The 15178-nt window shown below is 30.6% G+C and carries 17 protein-coding genes and 1 pseudogene; 15 read left to right on the top strand and 3 right to left on the bottom strand.

All coding sequences use genetic code 11. The features are described 5' to 3' along the window. Positions 1-77 precede the first annotated feature (77 nt). Positions 78-419: a DUF2853 family protein gene (locus tag P8H50_RS09185; RefSeq protein WP_300208105.1), complete on the top strand. Its 342-nt coding sequence runs from the start codon at positions 78-80 to the stop codon at positions 417-419. Positions 420-556: 137 nt separating this feature from the next. Next, a complete protein-coding gene (locus tag P8H50_RS09180) occupies positions 557-1387 on the top strand; it encodes a S1-like domain-containing RNA-binding protein (protein WP_300208103.1) in 831 nt (276 codons plus the stop codon). Here P8H50_RS09180 and P8H50_RS09175 read toward each other — a convergent pair. Continuing rightward, positions 1379-2494 carry a C1 family peptidase gene (locus tag P8H50_RS09175; protein ID WP_300208100.1) on the bottom strand — a complete coding sequence of 372 codons (1116 nt, stop codon included), beginning with the start codon at positions 2492-2494 and terminating at the stop codon, positions 1379-1381. The two genes, P8H50_RS09180 and P8H50_RS09175, sit on opposite strands and share 9 nt — an antisense overlap. Before the next feature lie 52 nt (positions 2495-2546). Between P8H50_RS09175 and P8H50_RS09170 the strand changes: the two genes are divergently transcribed. The 8 genes and pseudogenes from P8H50_RS09170 (at position 2547) to P8H50_RS09135 (ending at position 9901) form a co-directional block, all read left to right on the top strand. Beyond that, positions 2547-3386 (top strand): 1,4-dihydroxy-2-naphthoyl-CoA synthase, encoded by an 840-nt coding sequence (locus P8H50_RS09170; RefSeq protein ID WP_300208096.1) that lies wholly within the window; start codon positions 2547-2549, stop codon positions 3384-3386. Continuing rightward, complete coding sequence (gene menA, locus P8H50_RS09165) at positions 3387-4325, top strand: 1,4-dihydroxy-2-naphthoate octaprenyltransferase (RefSeq protein ID WP_300208094.1); 939 nt, start codon at positions 3387-3389, stop codon at positions 4323-4325. Between the two features lie 12 nt (positions 4326-4337). Then, positions 4338-5015 carry a metal-dependent hydrolase gene (locus tag P8H50_RS09160; RefSeq protein ID WP_300208090.1) on the top strand — a complete coding sequence of 226 codons (678 nt, stop codon included), beginning with the start codon at positions 4338-4340 and terminating at the stop codon, positions 5013-5015. A gap of 361 nt (positions 5016-5376) precedes the next feature. After that, positions 5377-5961, top strand: a pseudogene (locus P8H50_RS09155) (DUF2490 domain-containing protein); the annotation flags it as partial. An 82-nt stretch (positions 5962-6043) separates the two neighbouring features. Further along, complete coding sequence (locus P8H50_RS09150; RefSeq protein ID WP_366900974.1) at positions 6044-6742, top strand: carbonic anhydrase family protein; 699 nt, start codon at positions 6044-6046, stop codon at positions 6740-6742. 97 nt (positions 6743-6839) lie between these two features. After that, positions 6840-7874: an o-succinylbenzoate synthase gene (locus P8H50_RS09145; protein WP_300208257.1), complete on the top strand. Its 1035-nt coding sequence runs from the start codon at positions 6840-6842 to the stop codon at positions 7872-7874. Between the two features lie 5 nt (positions 7875-7879). After that, complete coding sequence (locus tag P8H50_RS09140) at positions 7880-8836, top strand: CPBP family intramembrane glutamic endopeptidase (RefSeq protein ID WP_300208087.1); 957 nt, start codon at positions 7880-7882, stop codon at positions 8834-8836. A 3-nt stretch (positions 8837-8839) separates the two neighbouring features. Continuing rightward, on the top strand, positions 8840-9901 hold the full coding sequence (locus tag P8H50_RS09135) for an AMP-binding protein (RefSeq protein ID WP_300208084.1): 1062 nt from the start codon (positions 8840-8842) through the stop codon (positions 9899-9901). 160 nt (positions 9902-10061) lie between these two features. On the opposite strand, the gene P8H50_RS09130 is transcribed toward P8H50_RS09135, so the two are convergent. Both P8H50_RS09130 and P8H50_RS09125 read right to left on the bottom strand, forming a co-directional pair. Next, complete coding sequence (locus P8H50_RS09130) at positions 10062-10655, bottom strand: hypothetical protein (RefSeq protein WP_300208082.1); 594 nt, start codon at positions 10653-10655, stop codon at positions 10062-10064. A gap of 1 nt (position 10656) precedes the next feature. Then, a complete protein-coding gene (locus P8H50_RS09125) occupies positions 10657-12285 on the bottom strand; it encodes a carboxyl transferase domain-containing protein (RefSeq protein ID WP_300208080.1) in 1629 nt (542 codons plus the stop codon). Between the two features lie 143 nt (positions 12286-12428). On the opposite strand from P8H50_RS09125, the gene P8H50_RS09120 reads away from it, so the two are divergent. Genes P8H50_RS09120 through P8H50_RS09100 form a run of 5 tightly spaced genes read left to right on the top strand, consistent with a single transcriptional unit; the run spans position 12429 to position 15087 of the window. Then, positions 12429-12959: an NAD(P)H-dependent oxidoreductase gene (locus tag P8H50_RS09120; protein ID WP_300208077.1), complete on the top strand. Its 531-nt coding sequence runs from the start codon at positions 12429-12431 to the stop codon at positions 12957-12959. Positions 12960-12986: 27 nt separating this feature from the next. Beyond that, a complete protein-coding gene (locus P8H50_RS09115; RefSeq protein ID WP_300208073.1) occupies positions 12987-13424 on the top strand; it encodes a MarR family transcriptional regulator in 438 nt (145 codons plus the stop codon). Between the two features lie 54 nt (positions 13425-13478). Beyond that, positions 13479-13874, top strand: coding sequence for a pirin family protein (locus P8H50_RS09110; protein ID WP_300208070.1), 396 nt, complete (start codon positions 13479-13481; stop codon positions 13872-13874). Between the two features lie 3 nt (positions 13875-13877). Then, positions 13878-14351 (top strand): pirin-like C-terminal cupin domain-containing protein, encoded by a 474-nt coding sequence (locus P8H50_RS09105; protein ID WP_300208066.1) that lies wholly within the window; start codon positions 13878-13880, stop codon positions 14349-14351. Between the two features lie 19 nt (positions 14352-14370). Beyond that, positions 14371-15087 (top strand): pirin family protein, encoded by a 717-nt coding sequence (locus tag P8H50_RS09100; protein ID WP_300208063.1) that lies wholly within the window; start codon positions 14371-14373, stop codon positions 15085-15087. The last annotated feature ends 91 nt before the right edge of the window (positions 15088-15178 follow it).

Below are 15178 nucleotides of genomic sequence, written 5' to 3'. Positions count from 1 at the left end.
ATTTTTAAATACAGTAATTTTATTCATTCAAAAAAATTGTATATTTAGAGAGTATTAAAAAAACTAAAACTACAATTATGAGTAAAAGAGATGACCTAATCGTAAAATATGCTTCAGATTTAAAAGACAAGTGTGGTACTAATCCAGATATGGATTTTTTAACAAAAGTAACTATTGGTTGTGGACCATCTATCTATAATAAAGATGCTGCAACTGTTTCTGGTTCAGATCAAAGTGAGTTAGATACTGTAAAAAATAATTTCTTAATTAAGAAATTGGGTTTAAAAGATAGTGCAGATTTAGATAAAGCAATAGACTCTGTAATGGAAACATACGGTCGTTCAAACAAAAACAAATATAGAGCAGTAGTATATTACTTACTTGCTAAGCATTTTAAAAAAGAGTCTGTTTATAAATAGGCCTTGTTCAATAAATTTTATCAAGCGTTATAACTTAGGTTATAGCGCTTTTTATTTAAACATTAATTTAGTTTTATAAAGCAGTTTTCTAAATTAAAAAAAGCATATTTAAAATTTAATATTAGTATTTTTGTACCATGATACATATTGGAGAATTTAATACATTAGAAATACTTAGAGATACAGAACCAGGTATGTTTCTGGGCGATACAGAAGGTAATGAAGTTTTATTGCCTAACCGTTATGTAGAAGATGTTTTTAAAGTTGGAGATGATGTAGAAGTATTTATTTACTTAGATAACGATGAGCGATTAGTTGCTGTAACAGATGAGCCACACATTACCAAAGGTGATTTTGCAGTTTTAAGATGTAATGCAGTAAACGATTATGGTGCTTTTCTTGATTGGGGAATGGTTAAAGAATTGTTCTGTCCATTTAAAGAGCAAGCTTTCCCAATGAAAAAAGGAGGATGGTACTTGGTACATTGTTATTTAGACGAAAAATCTGAAAGACTCGTAGCTTCTAGTAAAACAAATCGTTTTTTAGATAATACAGAACTCACTGTTGAAGAGTTTGAAGAGGTAAATCTAATAGTCTCTCATCCTAGTGATTTTGGAATGAATGTGATTATAAATAAGCAGCATATGGGCTTAATTTATAAGGATAATATTTTTCAAGAGTTAAGTATTGGAGATCGTTTAAAAGGTATTGTTAAAAAAATTAGACCAGGAAACAAGTTAGATATCGCTCTAGGTCAAATAGGCTACAGAAATATAGAACCTAATGCAAAGAAAATTCTAGATACATTAGGCGATAATTCTGGTTATTTACCACTTCACGATAAATCTTCTCCAGAAGCCATAAAAGAAGCTTTAGAGATGAGTAAAAAGAATTTTAAAAAGGCAATAGGTACGCTTTATAAGCAAAAACAAATTACTATTGAGAAAGATGGTATTCGTTTAGTTTAAATTTAAATTAATTTTAGATTTTATAGCCTCTGGTATAGCATCTTTATGCACCATTATAGAAATAGTTTTAAGTTTCATATAAGCTTCGCTCATATTTATAAAACCATCATTTCCTACATTTTTAGTTCCCCAAGAATTCTTTACTTTATAATAAGTGTTTCCATTTTGATCTTTAATAATGCCAGTTATATGCATTAAATGATCGTCTGTTGTATTAAAGTTTTCGAATTCTTGTTGTCTATATTCAGGTGTAACATCCATTTCTGGCATAATATTTACAAGTGCATCACTACTATCTTTAGCTTCTGGAATGACAGCTACACCATGTTTAGAGGAGAATGTTTTTTCACTTACATCACAATCTAATTCAATGGTGTAGCCTTTATTTAGAGCATAATTTATTGTTGACATTAAATCAGTTAACGGTACGTTATAAAAACTTCCGTTAGAAAAATTATCTGGAATGTTTAAAATAAAATTAGTGTAATAAGGTTGATGAGTAAACGATGTAATAGTAACATAATTCTTAGGATTAATTTTTGACATTTCTAAAAAAGACTGTGGCGTGTAGTCTACACCTTCATAATTAAAAGTCGTTATTTTTTTTCCTAAATAATAATCTAGAACAGCTTCAACATCTGTTTTCCAATTAGTTTTATAAGCTTTTTCATTTTTTAGATAGGTGGTAACAATAGTTTTTAAAGAATCTGCTAATTTAGAGTGGTTGTGTTTTTTTTCGTTCTCTTTCAATCCAGAAAATACAATATTCGGTACAATACCATTTTTAGAAATACTATTAATTACATCGTGTGCTAATCCGCCTTGGCTAAATTGTGCTTTTCCTTGTCTCATTACGTAATTCCAGGCTTTGTCTGTGTATGTTTGCCTTACAGTATACATTTCAGATAAATCAATTTGCTTGCCAGTAAGCCTAATGATTTCACTTTCTAAGAACGAAGAGGCCGAAAAACTCCAACAAGTTCCAGTACTACCTTGGCTAATAACATCTGTAGCATCTAAATCTACAACAGTTTTAAACTCGTAAGATTGTGAAAAACCAAAAAAGGATACAAAAAGTAAAATATATAATGCGCTAATATTTTTCATAGGAAGACTGCTATTTATTTAAAATGATTTATTTTTGACTAAAATAAGAAAAATGAGCAAACCAGATTGGAAAGTCGCTAAAGAATTTGAAGATATAACTTATAAAAAGTGTAATGGTGTTGCAAGAATAGCCTTTAATAGACCAAACGTAAGAAATGCGTTTAGACCAAAAACTACAAAAGAATTATACGAAGCTTTTTATGATGCAGGAGAAGACACGAGTATAGGTGTAGTTTTATTGTCTGCCGAAGGTCCATCGACCAAAGATGGTGTATATTCTTTTTGTTCTGGAGGAGACCAAAAGGCTAGAGGTCATCAAGGTTATGTTGGTGACGATGGTTATCACAGACTAAACATCTTAGAAGTACAACGATTAATTAGGTTTATGCCAAAAGTAGTAATTGCAGTAGTTCCTGGTTGGGCAGTGGGAGGAGGACACAGCTTACATGTGGTTTGCGATCTTACTTTAGCCAGTAAAGAACATGCTATTTTTAAACAAACAGATGCAGATGTTACTAGTTTTGATGGAGGCTATGGCTCTGCTTATTTAGCTAAAATGGTTGGGCAGAAAAAAGCACGCGAAATCTTTTTTTTAGGAAGAAATTACTCTGCTCAAGACGCTTTTGAAATGGGAATGGTAAATGCTGTAATTCCTCACGATGAATTAGAAGATACAGCATATAAATGGGCTCAAGAGATATTAGAAAAATCACCAACGTCTATTAAGATGCTAAAATTTGCTATGAATTTAACAGACGATGGTATGGTAGGACAACAAGTATTTGCAGGAGAAGCAACACGTTTGGCTTACATGACAGATGAAGCCAAAGAAGGTCGTGATGCCTTTTTAGAAAAGCGTAAACCTAACTTCCCAAAACAATGGATTCCATAAATGTCTAAACTAAAAGCATTTATTCAAGCAGCACGATTACGTACCTTACCACTTTCCGTTTCTGGAATAATTGTGGGTTGTGGATTGGCTGATTTCAGCACAATAGATTTACCACCAGATGGGCTTTTAGTTCAATTTTTAAATCCAGAATTAAACTTATCAATATTTATTCTTGCCATTCTAACCACAATCGGTTTCCAAATCCTTTCAAACTTTGCAAACGATTATGGTGATGGTATAAAAGGCACAGACAATAATAGAGTAGGAGAGCAACGGTTAGTTGCTTCAGGAATTATATCGCCAAAACAAATGAAACAGGCTATGATAATTACAGCAATATTAACATTAATAGTTGCTATTGCTCTAATCTATCAAGCTTTTGGCAAAGATAATTTTGGCTATTCTATATTATTTTTTGTTCTAGGAATAGCATCAATTGTTGCAGCCATAAAATATACTGTTGGTAAAAATGCCTATGGCTATTCTGGTTTTGGCGATGTGTTTGTTTTCTTGTTTTTTGGATGGTTAAGTGTTGTAGGAAGTTATTTTCTTTACACTAAATCCATTAATTGGGAATTGTTTTTGCCAGCAACAACAATAGGCTTGCTAAGCATTGCTGTTTTAAACTTAAACAATATGCGTGATAGAATTGAAGATGCAAAAACCAATAAAAATACTTTGGTTGTAAAAATGGGAAGTCAAAAAGCAAAATTATACCATTATACTTTAATTATTTTGGCCTTAATTTGTGCAGTCACCTACGTTCAGCTTCATTATAATTCACCAATTCAATACATGTTTTTACTAGCATTTATTCCGTTACTGCTCAATATAGTTACTGTTGCTAAAAATATTATTCATAAAGAATTAGATAGCGAATTAAAAAAGGTAGCACTAAGTACCTTTTTGTTTGCCATATTATTTGCTATATTTAATTAAACTTATTTTGATATGAAAATTACATTTTATGGTCATGCTTGCTTGGGTATTCAGATTGAAGATATACATATTTTGGTCGATCCCTTTATTACAGGAAATCCAAAAGCTTCTCATATTGATATTGAAACTTTAAAAGCAGATTATATTTTGCTTACACATGCACATCAAGATCATATTTTAGATGTTGAAGCTATTGCAAAAAGAACAGATGCTGTAATTATCTCTAATTTTGAAATAGTAACACACTTTCAAAATTTAGGTTTAGAAGGTCATCCAATGAATCATGGAGGAACTTGGGATTTTGAATTTGGAAGCCTTAAATATGTAAATGCAATCCACACTTCTTCTTTTCCAGACGGAAAATATGGAGGACAACCAGGTGGATTTGTGTTAGAAGGCGAGAAAAAGAACATCTACATCGCTGGAGATACTGCGTTAACGTTTGATATGAAGCTTATACCATTACAAACTAATTTAGATTTAGCCATTTTACCAATTGGAGATAATTTTACCATGGGAATTCAAGACGCAATTATTGCAAGCGATTTTGTGCAGTGCGATAAAGTTTTAGGCTATCATTTTGATACCTTTGGTTATATAGAAATAGACCATGAAATGGCAAAACGCTTGTTTTTTAATAAAGATAAAGACCTCATGTTATTAGAAATTGGCGAAAGTATAGAGTTGTAAGGAGTGCCAAAATAAAGAAACTATTATAATTTCTGTAACAATAGTAATGTTAACTCAGTTTTACCAAATAAAGAATTAATAGAAGCGATTCTATCTAAAGAAAATTTTAGTACAAAGCCACTAAACAATCTAGGTGGACCTAAAGATGATGAAATTGTATATATTGTTTAATAACCAAAATTGAAAATGGTTTATTTCCAATGTTTACTGTAAATTCTAAAACAGTTACTGTATACTATTCATTAAAAGAAGTACAATATTCCCTAAATATTTTATTGTTTAAAATCCAAACGCGCTTATAGCCTCTTTTTATTCACTTTTCTAATTGCATTAATACGCTGTATATTAGTATTTTTTTAACCATGATTTTAAAAACAGTGAGTTTGGTATTCAAGGAGATATACAATACCGTAATTGGAATATTGCTGGAGATCTAGAACAATTACTATTAAGAACTGGTTTAACCTATTCTCCAAAAGAGTCTAACGTAAAGTTTACCTTAGGTTATGCAAACATTACAACTGGAACTCCTGGAGATAGCGATGAAAATTCAGGAGAAAATAGATTATATCAAGAAGCATTACTTCCACAAAAAATTCTAAATCGCGTGTTTTTGACTCATCGCTTTAGATATGAGCAACGCTTTGTAGAAAATCAAGATTTTAGAACACGTTATCGTTATAACTTATTTATTAATGTGCCATTAAATAAAAAAGTACTTGAAGAAAAAGCATTATATGCTGCATTTTACAACGAGTTATTTATTAATGGACAACAAAATATTGGAAACAATAGAACAGTAGAACTTTTCGATAGAAACAGAACCTATTTAGGTTTGGGATATGTGTTAAAACCATCTGTACGTTTTCAATTGGGTTGGATGAATCAAAAGACAACTAATTGGGGAAAAGGACAATTACAATTAAGTATGCATCATAATTTTTAATCAATTTAATATCAACAAATTTAATAACAATTAATATGAAAAAGAGTTTAAAGTTTTTAGGTTTAGCAGTAGTGTTTTTCGGCTGGAACAAAAAAAGGAAGCGATTAATACTGTAGAAGAAGAAGTAGAAATTAAGCAAACTGCAATTAAAAGTATTTTAACAGCAGAAGAACAGGCAAGCATGACACCAGATGAAATTATTGGTCGATTAAAAAAAGGAAACGAGAATTTTGTGAGTAATAATCTTACACAGCGTGATCATTCTAAACAACGTAGAATTGCTGCTATTGGGCAATATCCAAAAGCAATAGTATTATCATGTGTAGACAGTAGAGTACCAGTAGAAGATGTTTTCGATTTAGGTATTGGAGATATTTTTGTTGCTCGTGTTGCAGGAAATATAGAAAATAGAGACATAGTAGGCTCTATGGAATTTGCAACAGCAGTAGCAGGATCTAAATTAGTAATTGTTATGGGTCATACACAATGTGGAGCAGTAAAACACGCCATCGATAATACAGATGCAAAATCAATGAATATGATAGCCTTGGGCGATTTATTATCAGAAATAAGACCATCAGTTGATATGACAGAGCGAATAGGAGAAGTATCTTCTAAAAATGAAGCATTCACGAATAATGTGATTAATAATAACGCCTTAAAAACAGTTGAGGATATTAAATTGCAATCACCAAAACTAAAAGAGCTTGACGATAATGGAACTATAAAAATTGTAGCAGCAGTTTACGATATGGCAACAGGTCGCGTTAATTTCTTATAAATAAAAAGTGGATTAGTCTCTATTATTTAAAAGTTGATGTTTTTAGTAATAAAAGCATCAACTTTTTATATTTCTGCGTATTTTTGAAGTCATGAAAATGAGAGCAACCTACCATAAATACGTACTTAATTTTAAACAACCTAGTGGAACTTCACGTGGTGTTTTAAAAACAAAAGAGACTTGGTTTATCATCATAAGTTCTGAAGGTAAAAGTGGAGTTGGAGAATGCGGTATTCTTAGAGGTTTATCAATAGACGATAGACCAGATTATAAGGCGCAACTTAAATATACCTGCGATAATATTGACAAAGGATTAGTTTTTCTTTTAGCTAAAAACATAGAGTTTCCAAGCATACAAATAGGTTTAGAAATGGCTTTTAAATCTTTTAATGCAGAAAATAAGTTTGAATTGTTTCCTTCTAAATTTACTAAAAACCAAGATTCAATAGCAATTAATGGTTTAATTTGGATGGGAACCGAAGCCTTTATGAAACAACAAATTCAAGATAAAATTGAAGCAGGTTTTAAGTGTATAAAACTTAAAATTGGAGCTATAGATTTTAATACAGAATTAGGTTTATTAAAAGGTATTCGAAAGCAGTTTAGCGCAAGTGATATAGAATTACGTGTTGATGCGAATGGTGCGTTTAGTCCAGAAACAGCTTTAGAAAAACTAAAAAAATTAAGCGATTTTAAATTACATTCTATAGAGCAACCTATAAAACAAAATCAATGGGAAGCTATGGCAAGGTTATGTGAAGACACACCGTTACCAATTGCTTTAGACGAAGAATTAATAGGTGTTTTTACAATAGATAAAAAGCAAGAGTTATTACAAGCTATACAACCACAATACATTATTTTAAAACCTAGCTTTATAGGTGGGTTTAATGGAACAAATGAGTGGATTACTCTAGCCGAAAAACAAAAAATAGGTTGGTGGATTACAAGTGCTTTAGAAAGTAATGTTGGTCTTAATGCAATCGCGCAATACACGTATTTAAAGCAGACTACAATGCCTCAAGGTTTGGGTACAGGAGGTTTGTTTACCAATAATTTTTCATCACCATTACAAGTAAAAAATGGTACATTGCAATACAAAAATAATATAAACTGGAACTTTAATTTATAAGAAACATGTATATAGCTCAAGCATTTAATAGTTTACACGATTGGTGGAGATACGCCGTAGGCATAATGGTAGTTGTTGTTGGTGTTTTTGTTTTTTCTTTGCCACATATTGTGGCTGTTTTTATTAAGAGATTAAATGCAGAAGTAGATTTATTAAGACTTGATGACGTTAATTATTTAATGTCTTTATTCGATTCTAATACTAACCTTGTGTTTTTGTTACTTCCATTTGTAGGTGGTTTAATTTTTCTATTTGGAATTGTAAAATTATTGCACAAACAAACGATTACAAGCTTAACAACATCAAGAAAAAAAATAGATTGGAAACGTATTTTCTTTGCTTTTTTCTTTTGGGGAATTATATCTTCTGGAATGGTGCTTTTAGATTATTATTTAGCTCCAGAAAGTTATATAGATAATTTTGAATTGAATAGGTTTTTAGTACTAGCAGCAATAGCTATACTCTTATTACCAATTCAAACCAGTTGTGAAGAGTATTTATTTAGAGGCTATTTAATGCAAGGTATTGGTGTTGTTACTAATAGCAAATGGATACCGTTAGTTATAACTTCACTCATTTTTGGATTACTGCATATTTCTAATCCTGAGGTTGATAAATTGGGTTACATCATTATGGTTTATTACATAGGAACAGGTTTGTTTTTAGGTGTTATTACTTTAATGGATGAAGGAATGGAACTGGCTTTAGGTTTTCATGCAGCAAATAACTTATTTACAGCACTATTAGTTACAGCAAACTGGACAGCTCTACAAACACATTCTGTTTTTAAGGATGTTTCTGAGCCAGAATCTGGTATTATGGATATTGTTTTACCTGTATTTATCATATTTCCCATAATTCTTTTCATTTTTAGTCGTGTTTATAAATGGTCGAATTGGAAAGATAAGCTCTTCGGAACTGTTATAGAACCATCAAAAGATAATTATAAAATATTAGATTAATACATGCTTAGTTTTAATTGCGTTCATGAGTGTTTTAAATATAATGGTGTACATTATAACTTTAAAAACTTACAAAATTTAGCGCTAGATTTAGTTAAAACTAAAGCATCTTATAATTGCGACATTGGTTCTTTTTTAATACAATGGCTAGATCAGTCAAAAACAATAACACTTAACACTTCAGGTTCAACTGGTGTTCCAAAAACCATTACAATGCAAAAGCAAGCTATGGTAAATAGTGCCATTGCTACAGGAGTATATTTTAATTTAAAACCAAAACAAAGAGCACTTTTGTGTCTTCCTGCGCATTATATAGCTGGAAAAATGATGTTAGTTCGTGCCATAGTTTTAGGACTGGAATTAGATAGCATCGAGCCAAAATCTAATTTAGAAATCGATATCAATAAACAGTATCAGTTTACTGCGATGGTACCAATGCAGCTTGAAAAAAACATAAATAAATTAAACAATATAAAAACGCTTATTGTTGGTGGAGCCAAGGTGTCTTCTGTATTGCAATCTAATTTACAGACATTAAAAACTGCTATTTTTGAGACTTATGGTATGACAGAAACAGTTTCACATATTGCAGTTAAACATTTAAACAATCCAGATAATAACTTAAATTTTAAAGTATTACCAAATATCAATATTTCCCAAGATAATAGAAATTGCTTAGTAGTTGAAGCACCAAATATTTGCGATGAAAAGATCATAACAAACGATATTGTTAAAGTGCATTCAAAAAACGAATTTGAATGGTTAGGTAGATTCGATAATATTATAAATTCTGGTGGTTTAAAAGTGTTTCCAGAGCAAATTGAAAACGTATTATATCATAAAATCAATAATCGCTTTTTTATTGCTTCAGAAAAGGATAATACTTTAGGAGAGCGTGTAGTATTAGTTATAGAAGGAAAAGAAAACAGTTTAAATGCTTCAGCTTTAAATGATTTAAGTTCATATTATAAACCAAAAGTCGTATATTATGTAGATGAATTTGTAGCGACAGATTCAGGAAAAATAAAAAGAATAGAAACTTTAAAAAAGATTAAAAAGAAATAAAGTACGTTCACTCAATAAAAGGTAGCATACACGTATTGAAAAGGCGTGTTTACTCATTATAGATTTAATTTATAAAAACTACTGCGTAGTTTAAATAAACCAAAAAAATAAATATTATGAAAAAAGTACTACAAATAGTCATTGTTTTATGCATAGCTTTTCAAGGGCTAATTTTATAGTGGCAAGAAATAAATTTATTGTTACTATTATTATACATTTTGTAAGTCATTCTACTAAAAGTATAGTTCTTAATAGCGTCCTCGTCTAAGTCTTCTTTATGTTTATTGGTAAATGCACTAACTTCGGTATTTAATACTTCAATAAAATAATTGGCATTATCAATATCATTTGTAATAGAGAATTCTAGATTTTTTATTTTAGGGATATCGTTAATAAAATCTGTAAAATCTGAAATTACTTTTTTAGGTAATTTTTTATCTATATAAATAACTATTGGAGCAGCAAACTGATTAATTTTTCTGATTTTAGAGCTTTTAAAAACATGTTTTTTGTAGTTTTTTATAAAAGAAGTATTATCTAAAATTGAAAAGTCTTTTAAAGAATGTAATTGGGACGAATCTATTTTAACTACTGTAGTATGAATCGCTATAGTTTCTTTTTTAGGAAACATTACAGTTAAAGTTTTATCTGTACTTGAAATTTCATAGGATTTATTCAAAGTAATAATATCTTCATTTTGAGAATACAAATGAAGCGATAAAAAGCAAAAAAAAGTGAATACTATATTTTTCATATTAAACCTGTAAAACACCCATATTAAAAGGTTTCTCAATAGGAGCGTGGTTTGCAGCTTCAATTCCCATAGATATCCAAGTCCTTGTATCTAGTGGATCTATTATGGCATCTGTCCATAATCGAGATGCTGCATAATATGGTGACACTTGGTTATCGTATCTGTCTTTTATTTTAGAAAATAATTCTTCTTCTTTTTCTGGAGTAATTACTTCACCTTTTTTAAGTAATGAGGCTTTTTCAATTTGTAATAATACTTTAGCAGCACTGTTGCCACTCATTACAGCAAGTTCAGCACTTGGCCAAGCCACTATTAATCTTGGATCGTAGGCTTTACCACACATAGCGTAGTTTCCTGCGCCATAACTGTTACCAATAATTATAGTAAATTTTGGCACAACACTATTACTCACTGCATTTACCATTTTTGCTCCATCTTTAATAATGCCACCATGCTCACTTTTACTGCCAACCATAAAACCAGTAACATCTTGTAAGAATACTAATGGTATTTTTTTCTGGTTACAGTTTGCAATAAAACGTGTGGCTTTATCTGCACTATCATTGTAAATAACACCACCAAACTGCATTTCGCCTTTTTTGGTTTTTACGAGTTTACGTTGGTTAGCAACAATACCAACTGCCCAACCATCTATTCTAGCGTAAGCAGTAATAATAGTTTGTCCATAACCAGCTTTATATTCGTCATATTCACCATCATCCACTAATCGTGAGATAATATCTAACATATTATATTGGTCTGCTCTTGATTTTGGTAAAATGCCATAAATATCTTCAGGATTATCCTTAGGTTTTTTTGCTTCTACACGATTAAAACCAGCTTTATCATAATCACCAATCTTGTCTATTAGTCGCTTAATAGTATCTAAGGCATCTTTATCGTCTTTTGCTTTATAATCTGTAACACCAGAAATTTCACAATGTGTGGTTGCACCACCAAGCGTTTCATTATCTATACTTTCTCCAATTGCAGCTTTTACTAAGTAACTTCCTGCCAAGAAAATACTTCCAGTTTTGTCTACAATTAAAGCCTCGTCACTCATAATAGGTAAATATGCACCACCAGCAACACAACTTCCCATAACTGCAGCAATTTGCGTGATTCCCATACTACTCATTATCGCATTATTTCTAAAAATACGACCAAAATGTTCTTTATCTGGGAATATTTCGTCTTGTAATGGTAAGTATACTCCAGCACTATCAACCAAATAAATAATTGGTAGTTTGTTTTCAATTGCTATTTCTTGGGCTCTTAAATTCTTTTTTCCTGTAATAGGAAACCATGCACCAGCTTTAACAGTAGCATCATTTGCAACAACAATACATTGTTTACCGCTAACATAACCCATTTTTATTACTACACCTCCAGAAGGACAACCACCATGTTCTTGGTACATGCCATCACCTACAAAAGCACCAATTTCAATACTTTTACGTTTGCTGTCTAATAGATAATTTATACGTTCTCTTCCTGTAAGCTTTCCTTTTTCATGATGTTTATCTATTCTTTTTTGTCCACCTCCTAATTTCACTTTAGCAAATTTGCTACGTAAATCTGATAATAATAATTTATTGTAATCTTCGTTTTTATTGAAGTTAATATCCATAGTCTCTTTAATTTCCTACGAATTTACAAAACCATTAACGGATTAAAAAGTGAATAATTTGTTAAAATCATTAACACGGAATTATATTCCTAGTAATATATTAAATATTTATTGTATATTTGTACTATCAAAAAACAAAGAATATGAAAAACATAATAACATTTGCAGGATCTAACAGTAAGAATTCAATAAATAAACAATTAGCAATTTATGCTTCTACATTAGTAAAAGATGTTAATGTAACAGTTTTAGATTTAAACGATTTTAAATTACCCATTTATGGAATAGATTATGAAATTGAACATGGTATTCCAGATAACGCTCATAAATTTTTAGATTATATTAAATCTTCAGATGGTCTAATATTATCTCTAGCAGAGCACAACGGAACTTATGCAACTGTTTTTAAAAACCTTTTCGATTGGATGTCTAGAATCGATGGAAAATTATGGAGTAATAAGCCAATGTTATTAATGGCTACTTCTCCTGGTGCTAGAGGTGGAGCAACAGCATTAGAAATAGCTAAAGGTCGTTTTGGATATATGGGTGGAAATATTGTAGCTGAATTTTCATGTCCTTCTTTTGGAGAAAATTTTAAAGATGACAAAATTATTAATAATGAAATAAATGAGCAGTTATTAGAACAAGTGAATACATTTCAAAACAGTTTATAAAAACAGTTCAGAACTTATAAATATATAATGGGAGATTTAGCAAAAGATATCAATTCAAAATTTGAAAATAATAGAGTAAAAGCAATGCTCAATATTATTTATACTGCCAATTGGATAACAAGTTGCCAGAATGAATTTTTTAAAGATTATGCTATTTCTCCTCAACAGTATAATATTTTACGCATATTGCAAGGAGCAAATCAAGCTTTAAATGTGCAAACGATTAAAGATAGAATGCTAGAAAGATCTCCAAACGCTACACGATTAATGGATAAGTTGTGTGCTAAAAACTATATACAACGTTTTCCTTCAGATTACGATAGACGCGTAGTAAATATTACGATAACTCAAGACGGTTTAGATTTATTAAATTCTATACCTGTAGATTTTAATAAAAGTCTGTTAAAAAACTTAAATGAAGCAGAAGCTGAAACATTAAGCAATTTGCTTGACAAAATGCGTTAATCGTATTTTTTAACCAAATACTTTCCATGGAAAGTATTGCTATTACAAATAATTATGAAATTAAATACAATAAAAAGAGCAGGGAAAAGTCATTTTGTAGATATGGGACCAATAAGATTGCGTCAACCATTTCCTACACAACACATAGAAATGATAGATCCATTCGTACTACTCCATCATTATGGTCCATATGAGATATCAGAAACTAATAACCCATTCGACCTTGGTCCACATCCACATAGAGGTTTTGAGCCTGTAACATTTTTAGTGCAAGGCGAGCAACTGCATAGAGATTCTCTAGGAAACGAAAGTGTTGTAAAAGCTGGAGATGTTCAATGGACTACAGCTGGAAGAGGTATTATTCATGCAGAAGGTCCTACTAAAGATTTAGTAAAGAAAGGTGGAACAATAGAAGGAATTCAATTATGGTTAAACCTACCTTCTGGTTAAAAAATGATAGAAGCAAATTACCAACATGCTAAATACGAAGAATTTAATGTCATCACTTCAAAAGATAAAAAAATTGAAACTAGAATTATCGCAGGAGAATTAGATAATAAATACGGAAAAATAGGCACACAAATAGCAGTAAATGCTTTTATGATAGATGCAAAAATAGGTGGAGAACAGTCTATTTCGTTTTCTAACACACATCATGGATTGCTATACCTTTTAAAGGGAAAAGTAATTGTAAATGGAGTTGAAAATTTAGAATTAGATAAAAATCAACTTATGGAATTTAACCAAGATGGAGAAGGCTTTTCTATTAAAGCTGAAGAGAATAGTACTTTGTTATTTTTATCAGGAGAACCTATTAATGAACCAGTAGCAACTTATGGTACATATGTTATGAACTCTCAAACAGAACTTTTAGAGGCTATGAGAGATTACCAAATGGGTAAAATGGGATTTCTACCTTCAAATTAATTAAAAGAAACTACAAATAATGAAAACAATAATTCATAAATCAGATTCAAGAGGATTCGCAAATCATGGTTGGTTAAAATCACATCACACTTTTAGTTTTGCAAGTTATCAAAACCCAGAACGCATGAGTTTTGGAGCGCTTCGTGTTTTAAACGATGATATTGTACAACCTAAAATGGGTTTTGGTACACATCCACATCAAAATATGGAAATTATTTCAATCCCATTAAAAGGAGCATTATCTCATAAAGACAGTATGGGAAACAAGCGAGCTATAGAAGTAGGAGAAGTTCAAGTCATGAGTGCAGGAACTGGATTAACTCATTCTGAGTTTAATGATAGTAAAACGGACGAAGTGAATTTTCTTCAACTCTGGATTATGCCTCAAGAATTAGGTGTTAAGCCAAACTACGAGCAGCGCAATTTTTCTTCTGAAGGAAAGCAAAATCAATTACAAACACTTGTAGCACCTTTAGATAAGTTAGAAGACAATGCGCTTCCAATAAATCAGCAAGCCTACATTTACAAATCAAACTTAGAAGCAGAAAACACTATCAGTCTTAATGTAAAATCAACTTCAAACGGATTCTATATTTTTGTAGTGGAAGGTGAAATAGAAGTAGCAAACACTACACTAGATAAAAGAGATGCTATAGGTGTTTTAGAAACTGAAGCCTTAGAAATAAAAGCAAATATAAATTCAGAATTAATAATAGTAGAAGTACCAATGCATTAATTATAATTATTAATTAATAGAGAAAAGGCATCCAAATTTGGATGTTTTTTTAGTTTAAAAATACGATATTTGTTTTCCCTAAAAATTAATA

Origin of the sequence: Lacinutrix sp., assembly GCF_029238095.1 — a bacterium.
GTDB lineage: Bacteria > Bacteroidota > Bacteroidia > Flavobacteriales > Flavobacteriaceae > Lacinutrix.
The sequence above is the reverse complement of the archived record's forward strand: the minus strand, read 5'-3'. Positions and strand labels throughout refer to the sequence as shown.